The organism is Sphingomonas sp. (genome assembly GCF_964263785.1).
In the GTDB taxonomy this organism is placed as follows: Bacteria; Pseudomonadota; Alphaproteobacteria; order Sphingomonadales; family Sphingomonadaceae; genus Sphingomonas.
On sequence record NZ_CAXVWL010000132.1, the window covers coordinates 1 to 24,958 of the forward strand.

The window sequence follows — 24,958 nt, forward strand, 5'->3', positions numbered from 1 at the left end:
GGCCACCCATCAGGATACCGTGTGGGTGGCCGGGTGGGGGAGCGGGCCGGCACCGCACGCAAACTCGCTCTTTCGCGAGTTTGCGCGACAGTCGCGGCGCTGCTGCTGACCGCGCAAGCCAAGCCCGTTCTGGTCCCCGACGTGTCGCAGCGCGAGGTCGAGATCGTCTACAGCTTCACCGGCGCCGACCTGCTGCTGTTCGGGGCGATCCTGTATCCCGGCGGGCGGGTGGCGGCGGCGGAGCGATCCGCCGACATCGTCGTCGTGGTGAAGGGGCCGACCCAGTCGATCCTGATGCGCGAGAAGGAGAAGGTCGCGGGCATCTGGGTCAACGCCGCGCGGCTGCGCTATCGCTCGGCGCCGTCCTTCTACGCGATCGCCTCGTCGAAGCCGATCGACCGGCTGGTCGACGAGCGCACCCGTGCGATCTACGAACTGGGGCTCGACAGCCTGCAATTGTCGCCAGCCTCGAGCGCGCCGTCGGGCGAGCAGGACCGGTTCAGCCGCGGGCTCGTCGACCTCAAGCGCCGCGCCGGCCTGTATTACGAAGCGCCGCGCAGCGTCGAGATCACCGATGGCGTGCTGTACCGGGCCCGCGTCACCATCCCGGCGCGCGTGCCGGTGGGGCGGTTCACCGCCGAGACCTTCCTGATCCGCGACGGGCGCGTGCTGGCAGCGGCGGTGCGCGACATCGACATCCGCAAATCGGGGTTCGAACGCTTCGTCGCCCGCGCCGCCGACCGGTCGGCCTGGCTATATGGGCTGGTCGCGGTGGCGCTGTCGATCGGGCTCGGCTGGCTGGCGGGGTGGATCGCCGGGCGGCGCTGAGGTGAGCGCACAACGCCTTCTTTACCACTTGTGCCGTACGGTCGCACCATGAGTGCCAAGGATACCGCATGACCGAAATGCCCCGATCTGAGGTCTTCGACCGCGCCCGGCGCGATGCGCGCGACGAGCAGGAGCCGATCGGGTTCGTGCTGGCGGTGGCGGGATCGAGCAGCCGCGTCGTCTTCGATCGCGCCGCGTTGATGGGCAGCGCGGACGACGAGGATCTGGTCGCGGCGAGCGCGGGGCAGGTCGGCAGCCAGATCAAGATGCGCGTCGGCCCCGCCTGGCTGGTCGCCAACGTCCGCAGCCTGGCGCTGGAGGGCGTGGCGAGCGACCGGATCGTCGCCGACATCGACTTCCTGGGCGAAGGCGACGAGGAGCGGCTGACCGCCAAGCTCTATAATTTCCGCCGCGGCGTGACCCGCTATCCGGTGCCCGGGTGCGACGTGTTCGCGGTGACGACCGCGGACCTGAAGCAGGTCTATGCCGCCGAGGACCGTGCGAGCATCGGCATCGGCACGGTCTATCCGACCCGCGACGTGCGCGCCTCGCTCTATATCGACGCGATGCTCGGCAAGCATTTCGCGCTGGTGGGCTCGACCGGCACCGGCAAGTCGACGACGGCGGCGCTGATCCTCCACCGCATCTGCGAGCTGGCGCCGCAGGGCCATGTCGTGATGATCGACCCGCACGGCGAATATGCCGCGGCGTTCAAGGGCAATGGCGCGCTGTTCGACGTGTCGAACCTGGCGATGCCCTATTGGCTGATGAACTTCGAGGAGCATTGCGAGGTGTTCCTCACCACGCAAGGGTCCGAGCGGCAGGTCGATGCCGACATCCTGGCGAAATGCCTGCTCGCGGCACGCGCCAAGAACCGGCTGGGGCAGGAGATCGCCAAGCTGACCGTCGACGCGCCGATCCCGTACCTGCTCAGCGACCTGACCAGCCTGATCCAGAACGAGATGGGCAAGATGGACCGCGCCGGCGACACCGCGCCGTACCTGCGCGTGAAATCCAAGGTCGAGGAGATCAAGGCCGATCCGCGCTACGGCTTCATGTTCTCAGGAATGCTGGTCGCGGACACGATGGCGGCGTTCCTGGCGCGCATCTTTCGCATGCCGGGGGAGGGCAAGCCGATCTCGATCGTCGACGTGTCGGGCGTGCCGTCCGACATCACGTCGGTGGTGGTGGCGGTGCTGGCGCGGACGACCTTCGATTATGCGATCTGGTCGCGCAACGAGCCGCAGCGGCCGGTGCTGCTGGTCTGCGAGGAAGCGCATCGCTACATCCCGAGCAGCGGCGGCGCGAGCTCCTCGGTCGGGCGCATCCTGGGGCGGATCGCCAAGGAGGGGCGCAAATACGGCGTCAGCCTGGGGCTGGTGACGCAGCGGCCGTCGGACCTGGCGGAGGGCGTGCTGTCGCAATGCGGCACGATCATCGCGATGCGCCTGAACAACGACCGCGACCAGGCCTTCGTCCGCGCCGCGATGCCGGAGGGCGCGCGCGGGTTCCTCGATTCGATCCCGGCGCTGCGCAACCGCGAGGGCATCGTCTGCGGCGAGGGCGTGTCGATCCCCATTCGCGTGTCGTTCGACGCGCTGGACGAGGCCAAGCGGCCGGCATCGAGCGACCCGCTGTTCTCCGAATTGTGGTGCGAATCGGGCGGCGAGGACCAGATCATCAGCCGCACCATCGCCCGCTGGCGCGCGCAGGGGCGCTGAGGCACGCGGAAGGTGAGGCTAAGGTGAGGCCAACGCGGCTACGGGCGCAGGCCCGGAAGTTGGCGAAGTTGCCGCCCATCGCGGCCATTGCCCCCGTGATCCTTGCGGCGTGATCCTCGCGGCGATGGAAATGAGCGCGCCCGGGCGGACACCCGAGTCGGACGCGACCATGCACGGGTTCGGGCTTGTAGGACAGGCGGTCGGCGCGTGGGTTGCTGCCGTGGGGTGAGCGCGCCGATCCGGGGGAGGCATGGTCGGCACCGGACGGGACGTCGAGCGCATGTCCGCGGTGGCGGGTCGCAGGCAGCCGCATTGTCGGCGTGTCCTCGGTCGCATGCGCCAAGTAGACCTTGAGCCGAGTCGCGCTGTCCGCTGAGTCCGGCAAGATGCTGTCCGTGGCTTCCGGTCGGCTTGGAAGAACAAGACCATGCCGTTCATCGCGAGTCGCCGCCGTATGTACCTGGAAAGCTGGGCGATGTCCTCGCCATCAGAGTCGCCGGGCAGTCGTTTCGCAGCGATTTTCACCCGCCGAAAGTATTGCACGTCACACATCCCCATCGTATCCTGGTTGCCGAAGACCGACTTCGCAGGTGTTTGGAGGGGGAGAGGAAGCGTGCGCTACGCCGGAATGCACAATCAAGTGTTCAACCTTGTTCCGCAGATCACGTTGCCGGGCGCGAAACGGCAGAAGAAGCCGATCAGGGTCGCGACGGGCGGTACCGCCGGCGACCTCACGGAGCAGGAGATCGCGGACATCATCAAGGGGCGATCGGGCCGCAACGTCAGCAATATGGCGGCGCTGTCGTGCGCGAACTACATCACCGGGCATCCGGGCGGCGACAAGGCAGGCGAAGCGCTTGGCGGCATTCAGTACAAGGGCCATGCCGTCTATCACCATACCCGCAACAAGCCGACTACCTCTCAAGGGGTATCGGTGTTCTTCTGCGATCCCGGCGCGGGCTATGCCAAGATCCTCGCGGTCGCAAACCACATCGGTGCGGCGCCCGAAGTGTACGCGATCGAGTGGCTGGCCTCCGATTTCAAGCCTGCGGGTTGGGCAGTCGGCACAAGCATCAGCCTGTAGACCGGCCAAGCCGTTCGATACCGGCGGCAGGCGTCCATAGACCAGGACTCCCAAGTGTTGGTCTGTATTGGGTCGATCTTCAGCAACTCTTTCCCGGAGGGGAGGGGGACCTGCCGCAGGCCGGCGGAGGGGGTTCTCCGCGGGCGGTGTCGCTCGTGGCGATCCCCCTCCGCCACCGCTTTGCGGAGCGCAGGGTCGACCCGTCCCCCGGACGGTTCTTGAACACGCGGGGCGCGTTCCACCCTGCACTTCCCCTACCCTTCCGGGGAGGAATTTGCGACCGATCCGCTGAATGTCGACCCGCCCGAGCGATGCAGACTGAAATCGTCAAGCAGCCGGGCGCGGTTGTCTCGGCACCGTACGGCCGCGCCGCTCAGCTCCCCGGTCGCACCGCGAGCAGCCCCGCCACCTTCGCCTTGAACGCGCGCAAGGCGGCACCCGAGAGCTGGCCGACCTGGGCGAAGGCGATGCTGCGCGGGTTGACCGAGGCGCCGTTGCGCCAGACTTCCCAGTGGAGGTGGGGGCCGGTCGACATGCCCGTAGACCCGACGTAGCCGATCACCTGACCCACGCGGACCCGGTTGCCGCGCGCGACAGCGATGCGGCTCATGTGGCCGTAGCCGCTGGCCAGGCCGCCGGCGTGCGCGAGCTTGACGAAATTGCCGTAGCCCGCGTTGCGCCCGGCCGACGCCACGACGCCGTCCATGGCGGCATAGATCGGCGTGCCGTAGGGTGCGCCGATGTCCATCCCCTTGTGCATCCGCATGAAGCCGAGCAGTGGGTGCATCCGCATCCCGAAGGTGGACGTCACCCGGCCCGCGACCGGCAGCCCCATCGTGCCGCGGCGCTCGGTCTGGCCGTCCGCGTCGAACCAGTCGTTGTTCTTGCCCCAATGAAGTAGCTGGATGCGTTTGCGGCCCTGGTCGAGGCCGGCGAACAGCAGGTCGCCGGTCCGGGTCTCGCCGGTCGCGGCGCGGTCGCGTTCGATGACGATGTCGAACGTGTCGGCGGCGTCGACGTCGCGGCCGATCGACAGGCGAGTGGCCAAGGCCTTGATGTAGCTTTCCACCGCCTTGGCGGGGACCCCTGCGGCGCGCGCCGAGCGATAGAGGCTCGCGCCGACGAGCCCCTGAATGCGCCACGGCGTGTGGTCGATCGCGATCGGCTGGCGGGTCATCGTCAGGCCGTTCCCTGCGCGCGTGAGCGTGACCGCGAGGTCGAAGCGGGCGCGCATCCTGAGCGATTCGAGCGGGCGCGCGACCGTGCGGTCGGGGCGGCGGCCGAGCGTCAGCGCGATGCGGGTGCCCTCGGCGATGTCGCCGCGGCCGACCGCATCGGCTACCAGATCGGCGGCGGCCTTTGCGTCGGTGCGGCCGACCCCGGCGCGCACCAGCGCGCGGTCGAACGCGTCGCCTTCGCCGATGGTCGCGGAGAGTTCGACGCTCGGGCGCTCGGGCGTTTCGGCGAGCGGCGCGACCAGGTCGTTGGCGGCCATGCGGCGGCCGGTGTCGGCGCCCCATGCCAAGGGCGCGATGCCTTGCGCGCGGGTCTCGTCCCACGCGGCCTCGCCGAGCGGGGCGGCGACCACGCCTGGGATGGTGCGCCAGCCCGGCGCGAGGCCGGCGGGCGACAGCGCGACCGCGGCGGCGCAGAGCGTCAGGCAGGTGGCCGCGCCGCGCCACCAGTCCCGCGTGCCGATCCGCGCGCCGAGATCGGGCACCCAGTCGACTGCATGAAGCCGGGCGGCATGAAGGCGGTCCGCGAGCGGGCGGGCGGCGGGCAGGCGCGGCGCGGACGGACGGCCGAAGGCGCGCGTGCCGCCGCCGGCAAGTTCCAGTCCCTGATCGCTCGGCATGAACACGGCGGACGGCTGCCCTCGATTACGCGTCGCCGTTCCCCCCGGCGCCGGTGGCAGCGTTGTGAAGGCGAGGTGCTAAAGTCAAATTAACCCTGTCACGGCACGACTTCGATGACGACGAGCCGTGGCGTGGGTGCGCCGGGATGTGGCAACGATGCGGGAGTCCATTGCATGATCGGTGCGCACCGCCGATGTTGTGCGCATGACGTCGCACAGCGGGATCGCGCCAAAGGTCACGGCAGTCCTGGGGCCGACCAACACCGGCAAGACGCATCTGGCGGTGGAGCGGATGTGCGGGCATTCGAGCGGCACGATCGGCTTTCCGCTGCGGCTGCTGGCGCGCGAAGTGTACGACCGGGTGGTCGCGATCAAGGGCGCCAAGCTGGTCGCGCTGGTGACGGGGGAAGAGAAGATCGTGCCCCCGGATGCGCGCTATTTCCTGTGCACCGCGGAAAGCATGCCGGATCGCGAAGTTGGCTTCCTGGCGCTCGACGAGGCGCAACTGGGGGCGGATACCGAGCGCGGCCACGTCTTCACCGACCGGCTGCTGCGCGCGCGCGGTCGCGACGAGACGATGATCCTGGGATCGGCGGCACTCAAACCGATGGTGCGCGCGCTGGTGCCCGACGCCGAGATCGTCGAGCGCCCGCGGTTCTCGACGCTGACCTATGCGGGGGCGAAAAAGATCAGCCGGTTGCCCAAGCGATCCGCCATCGTCGCGTTTTCGGCGGAGGAAGTGTACGCGGTCGCGGAAATGCTGCGGCGCTTGCGCGGCGGTGCGGCGGTGGTGATGGGAGCGCTCTCCCCCCGGACGCGTAACGCGCAGGTCGCGATGTTCCAGGCGGGCGAGGTCGATTACCTGGTCGCGACCGACGCGATCGGCATGGGGCTGAACATGGACGTCGCGCATGTCGCGTTCGCGGGCCTCAGCAAGTTCGACGGGCGCAGGCAGCGGCGGCTGACCGTCGCCGAAATGGCGCAGATCGCGGGGCGCGCGGGGCGGCACCAGCGCGACGGGACGTTCGGGGCGCTGGTCGAGGAAGGGCCGGGGGCGTTCCTGCCCGAGGAGGTGCTCGCCATCGAGGAGCATCGCTTTCCGCGGCTCGATCACCTGTACTGGCGCGACGGCGAGCCGGATATGACCAGCATCGACGCGCTGGTCGCCAGCCTGGAGCGGCCGCCCGAGCCCGGCGTGCTGCGCGCGGCGCCGCCGGCGATCGACCTGTCGGTGCTGAAACGCCTGGCGGACGAGCCGTGGGTGCGCGACCGGGTGCGCCGGCCCGCGATGGTGGCGCGGCTATGGGCGGCGTGCGGCATTCCCGATTTCGGCAAGGCGGGGATCGACCCGCATGCGCGCTTCGTCGCGCGGGTGTTCGGCTATCTGTCGGAAGGGCACGGACATCTGCCGCACCAATGGTTCGCCGACGAGATCGCGCGGCTCGACACGATCGCGGGCGATGTCGAGACGATCGCGGGCCGCGTCGCGCAGGTCAGGACCTGGGCCTATATCGCGCAGCGCGCCGACTGGCTGGCGGATCCGGCGCATTGGGCGGAGCGGACGCGCGAAATCGAGGAGCGGCTGTCCGACGGGCTGCACGCGAGCCTGACCCAGCGCTTCGTCGACAAGCGGACGACTGCCCTCATTCGCCGGATCGGCGCCGACGCAGGCGTGCTGCCGGTGACGATCGGGGCTGAGGGCGAGGTGCTGGTCGAGGAACACGCCATCGGCCGCCTCGACGGCTTCCGCTTTACCGCGGAGCCCGGCGCGCGCGCGGCGGATATGCGGATGCTGCTCGCCGCCGCAGAGAAAAGGTTGGCGGGCGAGCGCGCGCGGCGGGCGGCGGCGCTGGTCGCGTGCGAGGACGCGGCGCTGTCGGTCGATGCGGCGGGCGCGATCCTTTGGCAAGGCCATGCGGTCGCGAAGCTGGCCGCGGGGCGATCGCTGGCGAGCCCGCGAATCGTCGTCCACCGCGATCTCGATTGCCTCGACAAGCCGGTGCGCGAGGGCGTCGCGGCGCGGGTGACCCGGTGGATCGGGGCAACGCTCGCGCGCAAGGCGGGCGGGCTCGTGCGACTTGCCGAGATGGCGCGCGATCCCGCGGCGACCTCCGCGCTGCGCGTCGTGGCGCAGGCGGTCGAGGCAGGGGCTGGCCTGACCGCGCGACTGCCGATCCGCGCCGCAGTCGAGGCGCTGTCTCCCGAAGAGCGGCGGCAATTGCGCAGCGCCGGGCTGACGATCGGTGCGCTCGACGTGTTCGACGCGCGGTTGCTCAAGCCCGAGGGTGCGGGCTGGCGGCGGATGCTGCTGGGGTTGCGGGGCGAGCAGCTGCCGCAAGCACCCGACGGCGCGACGGTGCTGCCGCGCGATGCGCCGGCGGCGATGCTGGCGGCGGGGTTTCGCCCGCTGGGATGCCAGGCGGTGCGCGTCGATCTGGTCGAGCGGGTGGCGCGTGCGGCGCACGATGCCAGAAAGGGCCGTGCGCCGTTCGCGCCCGATCCCGCGCTGGCGCTGTCGATCGGGCTGGAGCCCGCGACGCTGGAGCGGCTGATGGTCGAGCTCGGCTTCAAGGAATTGCCGGGCGACATGCCGCGGTGGGTCTGGCGAGGGCGGCCTCCGGCGCGCGCGGTGACCGTCACGCCGGTGCCGGGGAATGCCTTTGCCGAGCTGGCGGAAATGGTGCGCGGTGCCTGAAGGAGCCATGCGCCTCGACCGCTTCTTGTGGTTCGTGCGGGTGGCCAAGACGCGCTCCGCCGCGCAGGCGATCGCGGCGGACGGGCGGGTGCGGATCGATGGGCGTGCGGTCGACCGCGCGCATGCCGCGGTCCGGGTCGGCAACGTGCTGACCTTTATCTGCAACGGCGATGTCCGGGTGCTGCGGGTCGCCGCCTTGCCCCCGCGCCGCGGCCCGGCGCCCGAGGCGCGGGCGTGCTACGACGAGATCGGGGCCCCCGTTCTTGACGCTACGGGGAACCCCGCATAGCAGCGTCGCGTTCGCGCCCAGAGGTATTGCAAAACCATGACCTACGTCGTCACCGACGCCTGCATCCGTTGCAAGTACATGGACTGCGTCGAAGTGTGCCCGGTGGACTGCTTCTACGAGGGCGAGAACATGCTCGTCATCAATCCGTCGGAATGCATCGACTGCGGCGTGTGCGAGCCCGAATGCCCGGCGGAGGCGATCCTGCCGGATACCGAGAGCGGGCTGGAGCAGTGGCTGGAGCTCAACACCACCTTCTCGGCGCAATGGCCCAACGTCACCCGCAACGCGCAGCAGACGCCGCCCGATGCGGACGCGTTCAAGGGGCTGCCCGACAAGTTCGACAAATTCTTCTCGCCCGAACCCGGCGCCGGGGATTAAGCGTTTTTGCTGATCCGGTGTAGCGGGATCAGCGCGGTACCGGCCCGCTCCCCTACCCGGCCACCCAACGGGATATTCTATGGGTGGCCGGGTGGGGGAGCGGGCCGGTACCGCCTCCGCGTGAGCGGGGAAAACTGCCCCGCTGGTAATTTTGTTGCGGAACTGCTACATAGAGCGGGACGGACGCCGACCTGCGCCCGATGACGTTTGACCATCCCCTTTTCACGCGACCCGCACGGCGTACCGAGATCGTTCGCCTCCGCGGTCGTGGGAAAGATACGTGAAAGGCCCTTCATGGCTGCTGCGCCCAAGCCCCTGTTGTTCGATGTCGGTGATTTCGTGGTGTACCCCAAGCACGGCGTCGGCCGGGTGATCGAGCTGCAGAAGCAGGAGATCGCCGGGCTTACGCTCGAGCTCTATGTCCTGCGTTTCGAGAAGGAACGGATGACGCTGCGGGTGCCGACCAACAAGGCCGAAAGCGTCGGCATGCGCAAGCTGTCCTCGGAAAAGACGCTGCGCGAGGCGCTGGATACGCTCAAGGGCAAGCCCAAGGTCAAGCGGACGATGTGGTCGCGCCGTGCGCAGGAATATGAGGCGAAGATCAACTCGGGCGACCTGGTGTCGATCGCCGAGGTGGTGCGCGACCTGTTCCGCGCCGACGACCAACCCGAGCAGAGCTATTCCGAGCGGCAGATCTTCGAAGGCGCGACCAGCCGCCTTGCGCGCGAGCTGGCGGCGATGGAAGAGGTCGACGAACCGCGCGCGCAGGAGAAGATCCTGGAAATCCTCCGTGCCTCGGCCGCGATCTACAACAAGGAAAAGGTCGCGGTCTGATTTCCGCGCGGTCGGTGTCGGAAAGGGCGGCTCCGCCAAGGAGCCGCCCTTTTTCGTTTGCGCGAGCAGCGGTAGCGGTGTATTAAGACGGCAATACACAGGAGGATGCCATGCGCCGTTCGATCTTCGCCGCCCTGACCCCCATCGTGCTTGCCGCCTGCTCGATCGGCGGGAGCGGCGATGCCGATGCGCAGGGCCCCGGCGCACCGGCCAGCGGATCGGGCAATGCGCGGACCTTCGCGGTCGCCGATTTCGACACGGTCGACCTGCGCGGTGCCGACGATGTCGACGTGCGGGTCGGCAGCGGCTTTTCGGTGCGGGCCGAGGGGCCCTCCGACATGCTCGACCAGCTTCGCGTTACGCGCGACGGCAAATCGCTGCGTATCGATCGACGCGGTTTCCATTGGGGTAGCGGGACCGTCAAGGTCCTGGTGACGATGCCGCAAATCGCGGGCGCCAAGGTGTCGGGTTCGGGCGACGTGGCGATCGACCGGGTCGAGGGCGAGCGCTTCGATGGCGCGATCGCGGGATCGGGCGGGCTTGCCATCGCCGCGATGCAGGTGAACGCCGCCTCGCTGTCGATCGCCGGATCGGGGGACGTGAAGGCAGCGGGCACGGCGCGAAGGCTGACCGTCGACATTGCGGGATCGGGCAATGTGGATGCGGCCGACCTGCGCAGCAACGGGGCCAAGGTGTCGGTCGCGGGCTCGGGCAATGTGCGCGCAGGCGTCACCGGCGACGCGCAGGTCGACCTGGCGGGCTCCGGCGATGTCGATCTGGGTCCGGGCGCGCGCTGCACGACGCGCAGCCACGGATCGGGGACGGTGCGCTGCGGCGGTCGCTGATTCGCTTGCATCGCGGCGGCTGCGGTGGAACGTAGGCGCGATGATCCGTCTGGCTACCGCTGCCCTGTTGCTCTGCACCGCCGCCGCGGCATCGGCGGCCGATCGTCCGGTGGGCATCGGCACCTTCGACCGGGTGCGGATCGATGGCGCGTTCGACGTGCGGATCGCGACAGGCCGGTCGCCGCGCGCCACGCTGTCGGGCGACGCACGCGCGCTCGATATGGTCGACCTCAGGGTCGAGGGCACGACGCTCTACCTTCGCCGGCGCAGCAACGATGCGGCCGTGCGTGCCGTGTCGCCGGTGGTCGTCGTCACGCTGTCGACGCAGACGCTGGCGTCGGTGGCGATGCTGGGCAGCGGCAAGCTGACCGTCGCGGGCATGCACACCGAACGCGCGAACCTGTCGGTGGCGGGGACCGGCGAGATCGCGGTCGAGGGGATGGACGCGCAGCAGACCGACGCGCTGGTCGTCGGCGGCGGATCGATCGCGCTGGCGGGGCGTGCGATCAAGGCCAGGCTGTCGACCAACGGCCCGGGCGAGATCGATGCCGCCGGGCTGGCGACGGACGACCTGACGGTGCGGGTCGACGGACCCGGCGAGACGCGGGCGCAGGCGCGTTATCAGGCGGCGATCAGCATGACCGGGCTGGGGCGCGTCGTGGTGACGGGCAACGCGACCTGCACGATCCGCGCGCCCGCGGGCGGCGATGTGGTGTGCGGGAATCCTTAGGACTGTATTGAGACGTGACGATCCCCCGCAAGGGGGAGGATCGATGTAGACCCTAACGCACCGCCTGGATGTGGCTGGTGACGAAGTGCCCAGCTGCGGCGGGCTGGAGCGCGACCATGCCGATCGTGCCGAGCAGGAAGCCACCGGCGAAGCGGCGGAAGAAGCTGGATTTCAGGACGCTCGTCATGATCGGTTCTCGTTCGGGGATGCAGCGGGATACGCCGCATCGGATGTCGAGAATGCAGATCGTGTCCCACCGCTCCCGCGACAATGCCGTTTCTAGAAACGGTGCGATGAACGATGCGTGACACGCGCATTCACCGCAGGTTGTGGCAGGCGTCCTGGATTCGCGCGCACGCCTCGCGCAGCAAAGCGTCCGACGTCGCATAGCTGATCCGCATCGCTGGCGAGAGCCCGAAGGCGGCGCCTTGCACCGCGGCGACCTTCGCATCGTCGAGCAGATAGCCGACGAATGCCTCGTCGGTGTCGATGACGCGGCCGTTCGGCGCGGTCTTGCCGATCAGTCCGGGGAACGACGGATAGACGTAGAACGCGCCTTCCGGGGTCGGGCAGTGCATGCCGGGAATCGCGTTGAGCATCGACACGACCAGGTCGCGGCGAAGCTGGAACGCGGCATTGCGCTCGGCAAGGAACGACTGGTCGCCGTTCAGCGCCGCGGTGGCGGCGGCCTGCGCGATCGAGCAGGGATTGGAGGTCGATTGCGACTGAAGCTTGGCCATCGCCTTGATCAGCCACGGCGCGCCTGCGGCATAGCCGATCCGCCAGCCGGTCATCGCATACGCCTTTGAGCAGCCGTTGACCGTCAGCGTGCGCGAATACAGCTCGGGCACCACCTGCGCGATCGTCGCGAAGGCGAAGCCGTCGTAGACGATGTGTTCGTACATGTCGTCGGCGAGGACCCAGACTTGGCGGTGGCGCAGGATGACCTCGCCCAGCGCCTTCAACTCGGTGGCGGTGTAACCCGCGCCGGTCGGGTTCGACGGCGAATTCAGGATCACCCATTTGGTACGCGGGGTGATCGCAGCATCAAGCGCCTCCGGCGTCAGTTTGTAGCCCTGTTCGGGGCCCGCCGCGACGAACACCGGGGTGGCGCCGGCGAACTGGACGACGTCGGGGTAGCTGACCCAATAAGGCGCGGGGATGACGACCTCGTCGCCGGGGTTCACGCTGGCGACGATCGCGTTGAACAGCGTGTGCTTGCCGCCGACGTTCACGCTGACCTGGTCGGGGGTGTAGGTCAGCTGGTTGTCGCGCGCGAACTTGGCGACGATCGCGGCCTTCAGCTCGGGGGTGCCGTCGACGTTGGTGTATTTGGTCTTGCCATCGCGGATCGCCTGGATCGCGGCATCCTTGACGAAATCGGGCGTGTCGAAATCGGGTTCACCCGCGCCCAGGCCGATGACGTCGACTCCGGCCCGCTTCAATTCCATCACGCGCGTGGTGATCGCCAGCGTCGGCGACGGGCTGATGCGCGCGAGCGCGGCGGACTGGTGCATGGAGCGGCCCTCTGGGCTGGAGACGCCGCGCCCTATAGCGAGGCAGCCGGTCGTGCGCCATCCGAAACGACCGCTGCCAGAAGACCGCGCAGCGCGTTGCCGACAAAGAAGCCGCGATCGAGATCGGCCCGCGTGACGACACCCTCGTGCGCGCGGCCGGTCGCCAGCAGCTCGGCGCGCAGCACGCCCGGCAGCAACGCGCCTGCCGGGGGCGTGACGAGGGTGCCGTCGCGCGCGACGAACAGGCTGGTGAAGCTGCCCTCGGTCAGGGTGCCGTCGGGAGCCTCGAACACGACCTCGAACGCGGACCCGCGCGCGCTGTCGTAGAAGCCGCGGTCGCTGGTCTTGTGGCGCAGGCGGATGTCGGACGGTGCGACGGGGAGCGGCACGACGCGGACCTCGACCGGCGCGGCGGGAGCGGGCGGGATTGGCGACACCTCGACCGCGACCGCGCCGGAGGGCGAGAGGAGAAGCCGTACGCGGCGTGAGCCGCGCAGGCGGAAGGTCGCGGCCTGGAGCTCGTTGCGCGCGCTATGGCGATCGAAGGGAAAGCCGAACGTCCCGGCGCTGATCCGCATCCGCTCCAGATGGCGTTCGAGCAGCCGGATGCCATCCACGGGATCGAACGCCATCGTCTCGATGAGGTCGAACGCGCGGGTGCCCGCGTGAAGGAACGCCGCCTTGGCGTGGCATTCCGCCCATTCGTCGTCGGTCCGGCTGTCCGCGACAATGCCCGAGCCCAGGCCGAGCGTTGCGTGATCGGCGCCGTTCGCGACCGTCAGCGTGCGGATCGCGACGTTGAACATCGCGCCGCCGCCGCTCGCGTTCCTGGCGGCGTCGACCCGCCCGATCGCGCCGCAATACGCACCTCGCGGGCTACGCTCGATGGCCGCGATCGCCTGCATCGCGCGGACTTTCGGCGCGCCGGTGATCGAACCGCAGGGGAACAGCGCGGCGAGCACGTCGACCGCGTCCTTGCCATCGCTCAACGTCGCGGTGACGCTCGACGTCATCTGGTGGACGGTGGGATAGGTCTCCACCGCGAATAGGTCGGGGACCTTGACCGAGCCCGCCACTGCGACCCGCGCGAGGTCGTTGCGCATCAGGTCGACGATCATCAGGTTTTCGGCGCGCTGCTTCTCGTCCGTCGCGAGCGCGGCGGCGGCGGCGCGGTCGGCCTGGGGATCGACGTCGCGCGGCGCGGTGCCCTTCATCGGGCGGCAGGTGAGGCGGCCCCCGTCGAGCGCGAAGAACAATTCGGGCGACAGCGACAGCAGAGTCTGCGCGCCGGTGTTCACGACTGCGCCCCAGCCTGCCCCGGACGCGGCGCGAAGGCGGGCGTAGAGCGCGAGGGGATCGCCCTGGAGCGGCACGCGTGCGCGAAAGGTGAGGTTCGCCTGGTACAGGTCGCCCGCTGCGATCAGCCCCAGGACCTCGGCCAGCTGCGCATCATAGGCGTCGCGCGAGACCTCGGGCTCGACCGCGCCGATCCACGCGCCGGCTGCATCCGGCAGGCGCGCGGTGACGTCGTCCAGCGTCTCATATCCTTCGAAGAGACCGAACCAGGCGAGCGGGGTCTCGGGGGCGGCGAGTGGCCCGGCGGCGGGCTCGAACGCCTCGCCCGCCTCATAGGCCAGGAAGCCCGCTGCGTGCAGGCCGCCGCGGGTGGCCGCGCGTACCGCGTCGAGGACGCCCTGCACCTCGCCCGGCGCGTGCGCTGCGACGATGCGCACCGGCTTGGCATACAGCCGCGCGGGTGCGCCGCCGTCGCGAGCGTCGTCGAGCAGGACGAAGGGGGGTGCGGCAAGCATCGCCGCAACAGATGCACGCGCCACGGGCCCTGCGGCAAGCGCGGATTGCCGCACTGGCGTCCGCCGCCTATCTGCGGGGCATGAGCACACAGCCACCGATGCGGGTCACCATCGTTCCCGTGACCCCGCTCCAGCAGAACTGCACCGTCATCTGGTGCACGCGCACCATGAAGGCCGCGGTGGTCGATCCCGGCGGCGACCTGCCCAGGATCGAGGCGGCGATCGCGCAGGCCGGGGTGAGCGTGGAGAAGATCCTGCTCACCCACGGCCATATCGATCACGCGGGCGAGGCCAAGCCGCTGGCCGACAAGCTGGGAGTCGCGATCGAGGGGCCGCACGAGGCTGACCGCTTCTGGCTCGCCCGACTCGACGAGGACGGCCGCAACTACGGCATCCGCGGGGTGGTGTTCGAGCCCGACCGCTGGTTGGTCGAGGGCGACATGGTGAGCGTCGGCGACCTCGCGCTCGACGTCTACGAGACGCCCGGGCACACGCCGGGGCACGTGATCTTCCACCATGCGCCCTCTCAATTGGCGCTGGTCGGCGACGTGCTGTTCCAGGGATCGGTCGGGCGCACCGACTTTCCGCTGGGCAGCCATCCGCAACTGATCGAGTCGGTGGTGACCAAGCTGTGGCCGCTGGGCGATGCGACGACGTTCATCCCGGGGCACGGTGCGGCGAGTACGTTCGCACATGAGCGGCGGAATAATATGTTCGTGAGCGACCGGGCGTTGGCCGAATAATACTTCCCCGTTCCGTGGAGGTAAACGTCAAGCCTCCACGCGCCCCTTGAACCCCTGCGCGATCACGTACCATTCGGACGAATCCTTGCGGCTCGCGGGCGGCTTGGCATGCTTCACGGCGGTAAAGTTGCGTTTGAGGATCGCGACCAGATCGTTATCCGCGCCGCCGGCCAGCACCTTGGCGACGAACGCCCCGCCCGGGCGCAGGATCTCGCACGCGAACTCCACCGCCGCCTCGACCAGCCCCATCGTGCGCAAGTGATCGGTCTGCGGGTGGCCGACGGTGTTGGCGGCCATGTCCGACAGCACCAGGTCCGCCGCGCCGCCCAGCCCCGCCGCGATCAGCTCGGGCGCGCGCGCGTCCATGAAGTCGAGGTGGAGGATCTCGACCCCGTCGATCGGGTCGACCGGCAGCAGGTCGATGCCGACGATCGCGGCGGCGGGCACCTGCCGGCGCACCACCTGGCTCCAGCCGCCCGGTGCGATGCCGAGATCGACGACGCGGCGCACGCCCTTCAGCAACGCGAACCGCTCGTCGAGCTCGATCAGCTTGTACGCGGCACGACTGCGATAGCCTTCCGCGCGCGCCTTGCGCACATAGGGGTCGTTCAGCTGTCGCTCCAGCCAGCGGTTCGATGCCGCGGTGCGCCCGCGCCCGGTCTTGACCCGCACCCGGCCGCCCGAGCCGCCCCTGCTCATGGCCTTACGCTCCCCATCAGGCGGCGCAATATGCCCTCGCGGATGCCGCGATCGGCGATGCCCAGGCGGTCGGCGGGCCAGAAATCGAGGATCGTCTCCAGGATCGCGCAGCCCGCGACCACCAGGTCGGCGCGCTCGCTGCCGATGCACGCAACGCGCGCGCGCTCGACCAGCGACATGCCCGACAGGTCCGTGCTGATCTTGCGCATCGCCGCGGCGGGCACGATCAGCCCGTCGACCGCCGAGCGATCGTAATGGCTGAGCCCCAGATGGACGCTGCCCAGCGTCGTCACCGTCCCCGACGTGCCGAGCAGCCGCGGTGTCGCGACCTGCGGCAGCCGCGCGGCGAAATCGGCGAAACTGTCGGTCACCAGCGCGCGCATTCGCCCATAGGCGCGCGCGCGCTCCGTGGCATCGTCGCCGCCACCGGCATGTTCGGTCAGCGACACGACGCCCCAAGGCGCCGAATGCCAGTCGAGCACCCGCGGCACCGCGTCGCGGGTGTCGACGAGCACCACCTCGGTCGACCCGCCACCGATGTCGAAGACCAGCGCCGGATCGTCGCCCGGCTCGATCAGGACATGGCAGCCGAGCACCGCGAGCCGCGCCTCCTCCTCGGCGGTGATGACGTCGAGGTGGATGCCGGTCTCGGCGCGCGCGCGGGCGATGAATTCGGCGCCGTTGGCGGCACGGCGGCAGGCTTCGGTGGCGACCGATCGCGCCAGCGTCACGTCGCGGCGGCGCAATTTGTCCGAACAGACGCGCAGCGCGGCCAGCGTGCGCTCGACCGCATTGTCGCTCAGCCGCCCGGTCGCCGCGAGCCCCTCTCCCAGCCGGACGACGCGCGAGAAGGCGTCGACGATCGCGAAGCCCCCCGAACCATTGGGCCCTTGCGGGCGCGCGATCAGCAGGCGGCAATTGTTGGTGCCCAGATCGAGCGCGGCATAATAGCGCGCCTCCGGCCAGCGCCCGCGCGGGGGCCGGGGAAAGGCCGGACGGGCAGGGGGATCCTGCCGGTACGGCAGGTCGGCGGATGCATCGCCCATGCCGTGTGACTCGCTTGTTCTGTTCTGCCGTCGCGCGAGGGTTGGCCCCCGCGTTCGGTGCTTGACCGCAGACGTAGCGCGCGCCGCGGGTTCGAGCAAGGCGGCGGCGCACGGCGTTGACACCCCGCTTCCCCGAGCCTAGATGCGCGCCCGCTGTTGCCCCGTCGTCTAATGGTAAGACTGCGGTTTCTGATACCGCCTATTGAGGTTCGAATCCTCACGGGGCATCCAGCTACCGCCCTCGAATCCCTGGCTTTTCGCGCTTGCCGGTGCACCGTTGACGCGCGCGTGTTCACCGACTATTTACACGAGTGTCAGTAGAGGGCTCGTCATGACCACCTATCAGGTTCCCCGCCGCGATTGGCGCGCGGCTGCATCGGCACTGCGCAAGCTGCTCGCCAATGGCGACGATACGACGCAGGTGTTCGTCATCATGCGCTCGCTCAACGGCAACCAGACGCCGCGGCAATATGCGCAGCTGATGGCGACTGCGGACGGCCCGCGGCTGGCGTACCGGCGGGTGGAACTCGCCGAACGCTTTTCCGACCCCGCGTTCATCGCGGGCTTCGCACCCGGCACCGTCGGCGCGGCGTACCGCGCGTTCCTGGCGGAGACCGGCTATACCGCCGCCGGACTGGCCGAAATCTCGAACCTCGACGGCGTGGCGTTGATCGAGCACCCCTATGCGTGGTTCGGCAGGCGGACGCGCGACGTCCACGACATCTGGCACGTGCTGACCGGCTACAAGGCCGACGAGACGATGGGCGAGGCGGCGCTGGTCGCGTTCAGCTATGCGCAGACCGGCGGGCTCGGCTGGGCGTTCATCGGCGCGGGTGCGGCGCTGAAAAGCATGCGGGTGACCGGCGGCACGCTGTTCGCCAAAGCGGTGTGGGAGGGCTATCGCCACGGCCGCAAGGCGGCGTGGCTGATGGGCGAGGATTACGAGGCGTTGATGCACGAGCCGCTGGAGGCGGCGCGAGCCCGCCTGCGCATCGCCGAACCGGTGGCGTACAAGCATGCGCAGGCGGAGCTCGGCGAGCAGATGGCGTCCTATGCCAGTGCCCAGAAGGCGCAAACGGGCGCACTCGCCTAACCCGCCGGGTTCGCTACACAGGCGCTGCAATGCTGACGCGCCTGGTCCTGACCGATTTCCGCAACCACGCCGACCTGACGCTGGCGCCGGGCGCCGGCTTCGTCGTGCTGTTCGGCGAGAACGGCGCGGGCAAGACCAACGTGCTCGAAGCGGTGTCGCTGCTGGCGCCCGGGCGCGGGCTGCGGCGTGCGGCGCTGTCGGCGATGGCGCGGATCGGCGGGACCGGCGGCTTCGGGGTGGCGGCGACGCTTGCCGACGAGACCGCGCTGGCGACCGGCACGCAAGTCTCACACCCCGAGCGGCGCATCGTCCGGGTCAACGGCGCCGCCGCCAACGCCGCCGCGCTGGCCGAACGGGTGACGGTGCTGTGGCTCACCCCCGCGATGGACCGGCTGTTCGTCGAGGGCGCGGGCGAGCGGCGGCGGTTTCTCGACCGGCTGGTGCTGGCGCTGTTCCCGGGCCATGCGGTGCATGCCACGCGCTACGACGCGGCGATGCGCGCGCGCAACCGGCTGCTGGCGGACGCGGCGCCCGATGGCGACTGGCTGGGCGCGCTGGAGGCACGGATGGCCGAGCATGGCGCCGCGATCGACGCGGCGCGGCGCGAGACGCTGGCGCTGCTCGGCGCGGTGCTGGCGGCGCAGGCACCGGGCGTGTTCCCGCGCGCGACCGTGGCGCTGGCCGGAGAGGCGACTCCCGACGATCTCGCCCAGGCACTGCGCCGGAGCCGCGCGCGCGACGCGGCGGCGGGGCGGACGCTCGCCGGGCCGCATCGCGCCGATCTGGCGGTCACCCATGTCGACAAGGCGCAGGCAGCCGCGCTGGCCTCGACCGGGGAGCAGAAGGCGCTGCTGCTCGGCATCGTGCTGGCGCATGCGGACCTGGTGGCGGAGCGGGTCGGCCGCGCGCCGGTGCTGCTGCTCGACGAGGTCGCAGCGCACCTCGACCCCGCGCGCCGCGCCGGGCTGTTCGCGCGGTTGCAGGGGCGCGGGCAGGTGTGGATGACGGGGACCGAAGAGGGGCTTTTCGCGGATGCGGGGGCGGCGACGCGGATCGGGCTGGGAGGGTAGGAATCGGCAGCGCCTGCTTGCGATGTTGGTGGAGAGCCGACCCAACCCGACGATTGATAAAGGAAAAGGCCTGCTTCTTAGCCCTCTCCCGCCTGCGGGAGAGGGCTAAGAAGGACGACGTCTGCCGTTGAAACCGGACAATAGTTCGCGCACGCCGACCAACAGAAGCCGCTGTCCTACACGCCGCGCTTGTGATCCACCCTGGTCCATGACCGACTCGCCCGCCATCGCCGCCCCGCCCGCGCCCGTCCAGCCGCGCGCGCATTGGACTCCCGCCAGGCAGCGAATCTTCCTCCATTGCCTGGTCGAAACCGGCAGCGTCGCGCGCGCGGCGCGGGCGGCGGGCATGTCGCGGTCCAGCGCGCACCGGCTGCGCGTCCGGCTCGCCGGCACGCCATTCGATCGCACCTGGGATCATGCGCTGACGGTGCACGCCGAGCGCCTCGCCGATCCGTTCGCCGCCGATGCGGCAGGCGGCGCGCCGACGCAGCCTGCCGGAGGCGTTCCGGTCGCGGAGGTGGCGCGCCTGTGACGCCCGCGCGACGCTTGGGTGGCGCGCATACGGCGCTCCGATGTCGCACAGGTGTCGCGTCGTGGACGCCTGGCAGGCGCTTCGGCGGTGCAGGGGGCGCAAACACCCGTTTGGGCGTCAACCGTGTCAACGTCGGACGGCCACCGCAACCGGCCATTTCGCTTCCCTGTCGGCCCCCTCGTGCCTATATCTTCGGCATGAACGACGACATCCCCAACTCCGCCGAAAACCCCAATCAGAACGATTACGGCGCCTCCTCGATCAAGGTGCTCAAGGGCCTCGACGCAGTGCGCAAGCGGCCTGGGATGTACATCGGCGATACCGACGATGGCTCGGGCCTCCACCACATGGTGTTCGAGGTCAGCGACAACGCGATCGACGAGGCGCTGGCCGGGCATTGCGACCGGATCGACATCGTCCTGAACCCCGACGGGTCGGTCAGCGTCACCGACAACGGCCGCGGCATTCCGACCGGCATCCACCCCGAGGAAGGCGTGTCGGCGGCCGAGGTCATCATGACCCAGCTCCACGCCGGCGGCAAGTTCGAGAATACGTCCGACGACAACGCCTACAAGGTCTCGGGCGGGCTGCACGGGGTCGGCGTGTCGGTGGTCAATGCGCTGAGCGAATGGCTCGACCTGACGATCTGGCGCGACGGCGAAGAGAATTATATGCGCTTCGCGTTCGGCGATGCGGTCGCGCCATTGAAGCGGGTCGGCGATGCGATCGGAAAGAAGGGGACACGCGTCACCTTCCTGCCCTCGCCCGCCACCTTCAAGATCGTCGAGTTCGATTTCGACAAGCTGGAGCACCGCTACCGCGAGCTGGCGTTCCTCAATTCGGGCGTTCGCCTGTTCCTGACCGACGCGCGGCATGACGAGCCCAAGACGGTCGAGCTGTATTACGAGGGCGGGATCGCCGCGTTCGTGAAATATCTCGATCGTGCCAAGACCCCGCTGATGCCCGAACCGGTGGCGATCAGCGGCACCCGCGACGACGTGACGATCGATGTCGCGCTGGAGTGGAACGACAGTTATTACGAGAACGTCCTGGCCTTCACCAACAACATTCCGCAACGCGACGGCGGCACGCATCTGGCCGCGTTCCGCGCGGCGTTGACGCGCACGCTCAATAATTACGCCGACAAGAGCGGCATGTTGAAGAAGGAAAAGGTCAGCCTCACCGGCGACGACATGCGCGAGGGGCTGACCGCGATCGTCTCGGTCAAGCTGCCCGACCCCAAGTTCAGCTCGCAGACCAAGGACAAATTGGTCTCGTCCGAAGTCCGCCAGCCGCTCGAATCGCTGATGGCGGACAAATTGGCGCAATGGCTGGAGGAGAACCCCGGCCATGCGAAGTCGATCGTCGCCAAGGTGATCGACGCCGCGGCGGCGCGCGAGGCGGCCAAGAAGGCGCGCGAACTGACCCGGCGCAAGGGCGTGATGGATATCGGCGGGCTGCCCGGCAAGCTCCACGACTGCCGCGAAAAGGATGCGTCCAAGGCCGAATTGTTCATCGTCGAGGGCGATTCGGCGGGCGGCTCGGCCAAATCGGGGCGCGACAGCGAATATCAGGCGATCCTCCCCATTCGCGGCAAGATCCTGAACGTCGAGCGTGCGCGCCACGACCGGATGCTGTCGTCCAAGGAGATCATCTCGCTCATCCAGGCAATGGGCACCGGCATCGGCCGCGACGAATTCAGCGTCGCCAAGCTGCGCTATCACAAGATCGTCATCATGACCGACGCCGACGTCGACGGCGCGCATATCCGCACGCTGCTGCTGACCTTCTTCTATCGCCAGATGCCCGAGATCATCGCCGCGGGGCACCTCTTCATCGCGCAGCCGCCGCTGTACAAGGCGACCAAGAACCGCTCCGAAGTGTATCTGAAGGACGATGCCGCGCTCGACGACTATCTGGTCGATGCGGGCGTCGCGGCGATGATGCTGGAAACCGCGGGCGGCGCGCGGTTCGGCCCGGACCTGAAGGACCTGGTCGATCACGCGCGGCGGATGCGCACGCTGATGCGCTACGTGCCCAGGCGCTACGATCCGATGATCATCGAGGCGCTGGCGCTGGGCGGCGCGCTCGATCCCGCGCTCGACCGCGCGGGGCGCGAGGCTGCGGTGCAGGGCGTCGTCGGGCGGCTCGACGACGGCGACGTCGAGGCGCGCTGGTCGGCAGCACTGACCGAGGACGGCGGCGTGCATTTCGAGCGGCTGTGGCGCGGGGTGACCGATCATCACATCGTCGAGGCGACGTTCGTGGCATCGGCCGAATCGCGCAAGCTCCACGCGTTGACCGCAGAGCAGGCCGAGAGCTTCGCGACCGAAGCCAAACTGGTGCCGATGAAAGGCCTGGCGCAGGTCGCGCCGCCGCTCGAGGACGATGTCGCCACCGACGAGGACGGCAACGCGACCACGCTCACCCGCGGCCAGTCGCGCGTGTCGCGGCCGAGCCAGTTGCTGGAGGCGATACTGGCGGCGGGGCGCAAGGGGCTGGCGATCCAGCGCTACAAGGGACTGGGGGAGATGAATGCCGAGCAGCTGTGGGAAACAACGCTGGATCCGGCGGTGCGCACGATGCTGCGGGTCACCAGCGACGATCTGTCGGCGGCGGACGAGGTGTTCAGCCGTCTGATGGGCGAAGTCGTCGAACCGCGGCGCGAGTTCATCCAGGACAATGCACTGAACGTCGCAAATCTGGACGTCTAGGTGGGGTTGAGCGCCCACCGCAGCACCCGGCCGAGCCGCTCCACGCCTGCGCGCACGATGGGCTTGGTCAGCGCAGGCCGGTCGAATCCGTGCATCGCCGCGGCCCACGGCGGCAACAGGTCGATCGCGCCCTCGATCAGGATCGCCTGCATCGGCGCGAGCGCGGACGTGTCGCGGGCGAGCAGCGCGCGTGCGACCGAGGCTGTCCGCGCGTCGTGGCGCAGCGCCGGGCGTGCTTCGCGCAGGCAGGCGTCGAGCTCCGCGCGGCTGTGCGGCACCTGCATCGCGCCAAGTCCCTCGGCGACGACCGCGGTCTCGGCGCAGTAACGATCCTGTTCGGCGACCGGCATCCGTGGCGTGACATAACGGCGGTGTGCGGCGAGAAAGCTCCATGTCTCCGCGACATGGACAAAGCGCAGCAGCGCGGGGTCGGTTGCGGCATAAGGCGTGCCGTCGGGCAGGACGCCGGCAACATGGTCATGGATGCGGCGGACGCGCGCGATCTGCGCCTCCGCCCGGGCTGTGGCGCCGAAGGTCGTAACCGCGATGAACTGCGCGGTGCGCCGGAGGCGGCCGTAGCGGTCGCGGCGGAAGTCGGAATGGTCCCACACCCCTGCGAGCGCCGAGGGATGCAGCATCTGGAGCAGCAGCGACGCGATACCGCCGACCATCATCGCGGGAAAGTCGCCGTGGACGCGGGCGGCGACCGGGTCGGGGCCGAACAGTCCGTGGTCGTCGGCTGCACGCGACAGGTCCTGCGTCCCCGAGCCGACGAGGGCGCGCAGCCGCATGCCGATTCCCTGGCGAATGGTGTCCTTCACGCAAGTGCGCGGATCGTCGGGGGCTGGTCGCGCGGCATGGCAGTCTCCCGGTGCTCGCGTTCGCCAACGCCCGGGCGTATCGGTCGATCCGCCTCGACAGCGGGGCCGCCGCACGCAATGATGCGCGCCGAAGCACCGCAGGAGACCGTTCCATGAAGACCTTCGTTCCCGTCGTCATCGCACTGGCGCTCGCCACCGGTGCCTCCGCGCAAACCGTGCCGCCCGGCGTCACCGCGGCGCTTGCCGACCCTGCGCGCGCCGACCAGCAGGGCGACGACGCGCGGCGCCAGGCGGCGGCCGTCGTCGCCTTCTCCGGTGCGAAGCCGGGCGACGTCGTCGTCGATTTCCTGCCGGGCGCGGGCTATTGGACGCGCATCTTTTCGGGTGTCGTCGGACCCAAGGGGCATGTCTATGCGGTGTGGCCGGCGGCGGGCGCGAAATACGCGGAAAAGACGTTGCCCGGGATCCAGGCGCGCGGGCTCGCCAACGTCACCGCCGAGGTACAGGCGACCAATCTGCCGACCGCGCCCCGTCCGGTCGACGTGTTCTGGACCGTCCAGAACTATCACGACATCCCCAACAAGGGCGCGGGCGAACCGGCGCTACGCGCGTTCGATGCGGCGGTGTTCAAGTTGCTGAAGAAGGGCGGCACCTATGTCGTCATCGACCACGCCGACGCGGCTGGAAGCGCGATGACGGGGACCGAGACGAAGCACCGGATCGACCCCGACGCGGTCAAGCGCCAAGTCCAGGCGGCGGGCTTCCGCTTTGTCGGCGAGTCGCGGGTGCTGCGCAACCCGGCGGACGATCACGCGAAGAACGTGTTCGACCCGGCGATCCGGGGGAGGACCGACCAGTTCGTCTACAAGTTCCGGAAGCCCTGAGACCGCTTACAGCAGCAAATCCTGCGCGCTCGGCTTGCCGACCGAGCCGCCGCCGCTGCGCCGGTCGAACTCGGCCTGCGCGGTGAAGCGGATGTCGGCGTCGCGGTCGGTGAGGAACGCCATCAGCGATTCGTGCCCGATCTCGCGCCAGTCCTTGCCGCGGTCTGGGCCGTAGCGGACGCGCGGTAGCAGCCCGGGGTTGCGCGACCATTCGATCAGCTGCGCCACGCTGGCTTCGTTGAGCATGTCGCGCAGATGGAACGCGGTGACATAGGCGTCGGGGAAGGCACGGTGGGCGGGCAATCCGCGTTCGTGGTCGATGCCATGCGGGCGCCGCCAGTAGCGCAGCACCTGATTGGAGAAGCTGGGCGAGTCGGGCCAAAGCCTGAGCGCGCACTTCCAGGTGCAGATCCAGTCGGCGTTGCGAGTCAGCGCAGGCGTGCAGAAGCTCTGTTCGAAGTCGGCGCGGTGCGCGGCAAGCGCGACGCGCCGCGGCCAAGGATCGAGCACGGGCCGGGCGCAATCCTGCCACCACGGCGACTCCGCGACGTCCTCGTCGCGAATATGGTGGATAGCCATCGTCACCGGTGGGATCGGGCGTCCCGGGTTGACGAGCGTGCTCCCGCCCTCGCCGTGAAGCTCCCAGCGGCCGTCCTTGCCGAGCGCCACGTCCTGCCAGCCGATCTCGCACACCCCGTGCGCGGGCGGTGCGCTGCCGGTGGTTTCCAGGTCGACGACGCGGACGATCTCGGGCTGCGGTGCGGGCATG

23 protein-coding genes and 1 tRNA gene are annotated in these 24,958 nt (G+C 69.5%); 16 read left to right on the forward strand and 8 right to left on the reverse strand.

Going from position 1 to position 24,958, the window contains the following annotated elements; translation table 11 throughout:
* Positions 1-99: 99 nt before the first annotated feature.
* From ACE5C1_RS16970 to ACE5C1_RS16980, 3 genes are all read left to right on the forward strand, one after another.
* A complete protein-coding gene (locus ACE5C1_RS16970) occupies positions 100-828 on the forward strand; it encodes a TIGR02186 family protein (RefSeq protein ID WP_374945298.1) in 729 nt (242 codons plus the stop codon).
* 68 nt (positions 829-896) lie between these two features.
* Positions 897-2,549: an ATP-binding protein gene (locus ACE5C1_RS16975; RefSeq protein ID WP_374945259.1), complete on the forward strand. Its 1,653-nt coding sequence runs from the start codon at positions 897-899 to the stop codon at positions 2,547-2,549.
* 427 nt (positions 2,550-2,976) lie between these two features.
* Complete coding sequence (locus tag ACE5C1_RS16980; protein ID WP_374945260.1) at positions 2,977-3,633, forward strand: hypothetical protein; 657 nt, start codon at positions 2,977-2,979, stop codon at positions 3,631-3,633.
* 373 nt (positions 3,634-4,006) lie between these two features.
* Here ACE5C1_RS16980 and ACE5C1_RS16985 read toward each other — a convergent pair whose 3' ends face one another.
* The gene (locus ACE5C1_RS16985; protein ID WP_374945261.1) at positions 4,007-5,488 is read right to left on the reverse strand and encodes a M23 family metallopeptidase; all 1,482 of its coding nucleotides are present in this window, start codon (positions 5,486-5,488) and stop codon (positions 4,007-4,009) included.
* Between the two features lie 205 nt (positions 5,489-5,693).
* Between ACE5C1_RS16985 and ACE5C1_RS16990 the strand changes: the two genes are divergently transcribed.
* From ACE5C1_RS16990 to ACE5C1_RS17015, 6 genes are all read left to right on the forward strand, one after another.
* Positions 5,694-8,183 (forward strand): helicase-related protein, encoded by a 2,490-nt coding sequence (locus ACE5C1_RS16990; RefSeq protein WP_374945262.1) that lies wholly within the window; start codon positions 5,694-5,696, stop codon positions 8,181-8,183.
* A gap of 7 nt (positions 8,184-8,190) precedes the next feature.
* The gene (locus tag ACE5C1_RS16995) at positions 8,191-8,472 is read left to right on the forward strand and encodes an RNA-binding S4 domain-containing protein (RefSeq protein WP_374945263.1); all 282 of its coding nucleotides are present in this window, start codon (positions 8,191-8,193) and stop codon (positions 8,470-8,472) included.
* A gap of 36 nt (positions 8,473-8,508) precedes the next feature.
* Positions 8,509-8,850: a ferredoxin FdxA gene (fdxA, locus tag ACE5C1_RS17000; protein ID WP_374945264.1), complete on the forward strand. Its 342-nt coding sequence runs from the start codon at positions 8,509-8,511 to the stop codon at positions 8,848-8,850.
* 294 nt (positions 8,851-9,144) lie between these two features.
* Positions 9,145-9,684, forward strand: coding sequence for a CarD family transcriptional regulator (locus tag ACE5C1_RS17005; RefSeq protein WP_374945265.1), 540 nt, complete (start codon positions 9,145-9,147; stop codon positions 9,682-9,684).
* A 110-nt stretch (positions 9,685-9,794) separates the two neighbouring features.
* Positions 9,795-10,529, forward strand: coding sequence for a head GIN domain-containing protein (locus tag ACE5C1_RS17010; RefSeq protein WP_374945266.1), 735 nt, complete (start codon positions 9,795-9,797; stop codon positions 10,527-10,529).
* A 40-nt stretch (positions 10,530-10,569) separates the two neighbouring features.
* Positions 10,570-11,259, forward strand: a complete 690-nt coding sequence (locus tag ACE5C1_RS17015) for a GIN domain-containing protein (RefSeq protein ID WP_374945267.1) — start codon at positions 10,570-10,572, stop codon at positions 11,257-11,259.
* A gap of 52 nt (positions 11,260-11,311) precedes the next feature.
* Here the strand turns inward: ACE5C1_RS17015 and ACE5C1_RS17020 are convergent, their stop codons facing one another.
* The 3 genes from ACE5C1_RS17020 to pabB form a co-directional block, all read right to left on the reverse strand.
* Positions 11,312-11,446: a hypothetical protein gene (locus ACE5C1_RS17020; RefSeq protein WP_374945268.1), complete on the reverse strand. Its 135-nt coding sequence runs from the start codon at positions 11,444-11,446 to the stop codon at positions 11,312-11,314.
* Positions 11,447-11,576: 130 nt separating this feature from the next.
* The gene (locus ACE5C1_RS17025; RefSeq protein WP_374945269.1) at positions 11,577-12,776 is read right to left on the reverse strand and encodes a pyridoxal phosphate-dependent aminotransferase; all 1,200 of its coding nucleotides are present in this window, start codon (positions 12,774-12,776) and stop codon (positions 11,577-11,579) included.
* Between the two features lie 32 nt (positions 12,777-12,808).
* Entirely contained in the window at positions 12,809-14,587 is a 1,779-nt protein-coding gene (pabB, locus tag ACE5C1_RS17030) for an aminodeoxychorismate synthase component I (protein WP_374945270.1), read from the reverse strand.
* A gap of 80 nt (positions 14,588-14,667) precedes the next feature.
* Between pabB and ACE5C1_RS17035 the strand changes: the two genes are divergently transcribed.
* Complete coding sequence (locus ACE5C1_RS17035) at positions 14,668-15,330, forward strand: MBL fold metallo-hydrolase (RefSeq protein ID WP_374945271.1); 663 nt, start codon at positions 14,668-14,670, stop codon at positions 15,328-15,330.
* A gap of 27 nt (positions 15,331-15,357) precedes the next feature.
* Here ACE5C1_RS17035 and ACE5C1_RS17040 read toward each other — a convergent pair whose 3' ends face one another.
* Together ACE5C1_RS17040 and ACE5C1_RS17045 are read right to left on the reverse strand one after the other, a co-directional pair.
* Positions 15,358-16,029, reverse strand: a complete 672-nt coding sequence (locus ACE5C1_RS17040; RefSeq protein ID WP_374945272.1) for an RlmE family RNA methyltransferase — start codon at positions 16,027-16,029, stop codon at positions 15,358-15,360.
* On the reverse strand, positions 16,026-17,075 hold the full coding sequence (locus ACE5C1_RS17045) for a Ppx/GppA phosphatase family protein (RefSeq protein ID WP_374945273.1): 1,050 nt from the start codon (positions 17,073-17,075) through the stop codon (positions 16,026-16,028). The genes ACE5C1_RS17040 and ACE5C1_RS17045 overlap by 4 nt, the downstream gene beginning before the upstream one ends.
* A 157-nt stretch (positions 17,076-17,232) precedes the next feature.
* On the opposite strand from ACE5C1_RS17045, the gene ACE5C1_RS17050 reads away from it, so the two are divergent.
* From ACE5C1_RS17050 to gyrB, 5 genes are all read left to right on the forward strand, one after another.
* Positions 17,233-17,306: transfer RNA gene (locus ACE5C1_RS17050), tRNA-Gln, on the forward strand.
* Between the two features lie 100 nt (positions 17,307-17,406).
* Entirely contained in the window at positions 17,407-18,168 is a 762-nt protein-coding gene (locus ACE5C1_RS17055) for a Coq4 family protein (RefSeq protein WP_374945274.1), read from the forward strand.
* 29 nt (positions 18,169-18,197) lie between these two features.
* Complete coding sequence (recF, locus tag ACE5C1_RS17060; RefSeq protein WP_374945275.1) at positions 18,198-19,238, forward strand: DNA replication/repair protein RecF; 1,041 nt, start codon at positions 18,198-18,200, stop codon at positions 19,236-19,238.
* A 208-nt stretch (positions 19,239-19,446) separates the two neighbouring features.
* Complete coding sequence (locus tag ACE5C1_RS17065; protein WP_374945276.1) at positions 19,447-19,770, forward strand: LysR family transcriptional regulator; 324 nt, start codon at positions 19,447-19,449, stop codon at positions 19,768-19,770.
* Between the two features lie 197 nt (positions 19,771-19,967).
* Complete coding sequence (gene gyrB / locus ACE5C1_RS17070) at positions 19,968-22,484, forward strand: DNA topoisomerase (ATP-hydrolyzing) subunit B (protein ID WP_374945277.1); 2,517 nt, start codon at positions 19,968-19,970, stop codon at positions 22,482-22,484.
* On the opposite strand, the gene ACE5C1_RS17075 is transcribed toward gyrB, so the two are convergent.
* On the reverse strand, positions 22,481-23,305 hold the full coding sequence (locus ACE5C1_RS17075; protein WP_374945278.1) for an oxygenase MpaB family protein: 825 nt from the start codon (positions 23,303-23,305) through the stop codon (positions 22,481-22,483). The genes gyrB and ACE5C1_RS17075 overlap by 4 nt on opposite strands.
* 152 nt (positions 23,306-23,457) lie before the next feature.
* On the opposite strand from ACE5C1_RS17075, the gene ACE5C1_RS17080 reads away from it, so the two are divergent.
* Positions 23,458-24,189: a class I SAM-dependent methyltransferase gene (locus ACE5C1_RS17080; RefSeq protein WP_374945279.1), complete on the forward strand. Its 732-nt coding sequence runs from the start codon at positions 23,458-23,460 to the stop codon at positions 24,187-24,189.
* A 6-nt stretch (positions 24,190-24,195) separates the two neighbouring features.
* Here the strand turns inward: ACE5C1_RS17080 and ACE5C1_RS17085 are convergent, their stop codons facing one another.
* On the reverse strand, positions 24,196-24,957 hold the full coding sequence (locus tag ACE5C1_RS17085; RefSeq protein ID WP_374945280.1) for an exonuclease domain-containing protein: 762 nt from the start codon (positions 24,955-24,957) through the stop codon (positions 24,196-24,198).
* Position 24,958: the final 1 nt, after the last annotated feature.

Coding starts and splice junctions, on each gene's coding strand:
- ACE5C1_RS17055 (WP_374945274.1), top strand. CDS start 17,407: ATGACCACCTATCAGGTTCCCCGCCGCGATTGGCGCGCGGCTGCATCG.
- ACE5C1_RS17025 (WP_374945269.1), bottom strand. CDS start 12,776: ATGCACCAGTCCGCCGCGCTCGCGCGCATCAGCCCGTCGCCGACGCTG.
- ACE5C1_RS16985 (WP_374945261.1), bottom strand. CDS start 5,488: ATGCCGAGCGATCAGGGACTGGAACTTGCCGGCGGCGGCACGCGCGCC.
- ACE5C1_RS16995 (WP_374945263.1), top strand. CDS start 8,191: ATGCGCCTCGACCGCTTCTTGTGGTTCGTGCGGGTGGCCAAGACGCGC.
- fdxA (WP_374945264.1), top strand. CDS start 8,509: ATGACCTACGTCGTCACCGACGCCTGCATCCGTTGCAAGTACATGGAC.
- pabB (WP_374945270.1), bottom strand. CDS start 14,587: ATGCTTGCCGCACCCCCCTTCGTCCTGCTCGACGACGCTCGCGACGGC.
- ACE5C1_RS17065 (WP_374945276.1), top strand. CDS start 19,447: ATGACCGACTCGCCCGCCATCGCCGCCCCGCCCGCGCCCGTCCAGCCG.
- ACE5C1_RS17035 (WP_374945271.1), top strand. CDS start 14,668: ATGAGCACACAGCCACCGATGCGGGTCACCATCGTTCCCGTGACCCCG.
- ACE5C1_RS17080 (WP_374945279.1), top strand. CDS start 23,458: ATGAAGACCTTCGTTCCCGTCGTCATCGCACTGGCGCTCGCCACCGGT.
- ACE5C1_RS16990 (WP_374945262.1), top strand. CDS start 5,694: ATGACGTCGCACAGCGGGATCGCGCCAAAGGTCACGGCAGTCCTGGGG.
- ACE5C1_RS17010 (WP_374945266.1), top strand. CDS start 9,795: ATGCGCCGTTCGATCTTCGCCGCCCTGACCCCCATCGTGCTTGCCGCC.
- ACE5C1_RS17085 (WP_374945280.1), bottom strand. CDS start 24,957: ATGCCCGCACCGCAGCCCGAGATCGTCCGCGTCGTCGACCTGGAAACC.
- ACE5C1_RS17045 (WP_374945273.1), bottom strand. CDS start 17,075: ATGGGCGATGCATCCGCCGACCTGCCGTACCGGCAGGATCCCCCTGCC.
- ACE5C1_RS17005 (WP_374945265.1), top strand. CDS start 9,145: ATGGCTGCTGCGCCCAAGCCCCTGTTGTTCGATGTCGGTGATTTCGTG.
- recF (WP_374945275.1), top strand. CDS start 18,198: ATGCTGACGCGCCTGGTCCTGACCGATTTCCGCAACCACGCCGACCTG.
- ACE5C1_RS17020 (WP_374945268.1), bottom strand. CDS start 11,446: ATGACGAGCGTCCTGAAATCCAGCTTCTTCCGCCGCTTCGCCGGTGGC.
- ACE5C1_RS17015 (WP_374945267.1), top strand. CDS start 10,570: ATGATCCGTCTGGCTACCGCTGCCCTGTTGCTCTGCACCGCCGCCGCG.
- gyrB (WP_374945277.1), top strand. CDS start 19,968: ATGAACGACGACATCCCCAACTCCGCCGAAAACCCCAATCAGAACGAT.
- ACE5C1_RS16975 (WP_374945259.1), top strand. CDS start 897: ATGACCGAAATGCCCCGATCTGAGGTCTTCGACCGCGCCCGGCGCGAT.
- ACE5C1_RS17040 (WP_374945272.1), bottom strand. CDS start 16,029: ATGAGCAGGGGCGGCTCGGGCGGCCGGGTGCGGGTCAAGACCGGGCGC.
- ACE5C1_RS16980 (WP_374945260.1), top strand. CDS start 2,977: ATGCCGTTCATCGCGAGTCGCCGCCGTATGTACCTGGAAAGCTGGGCG.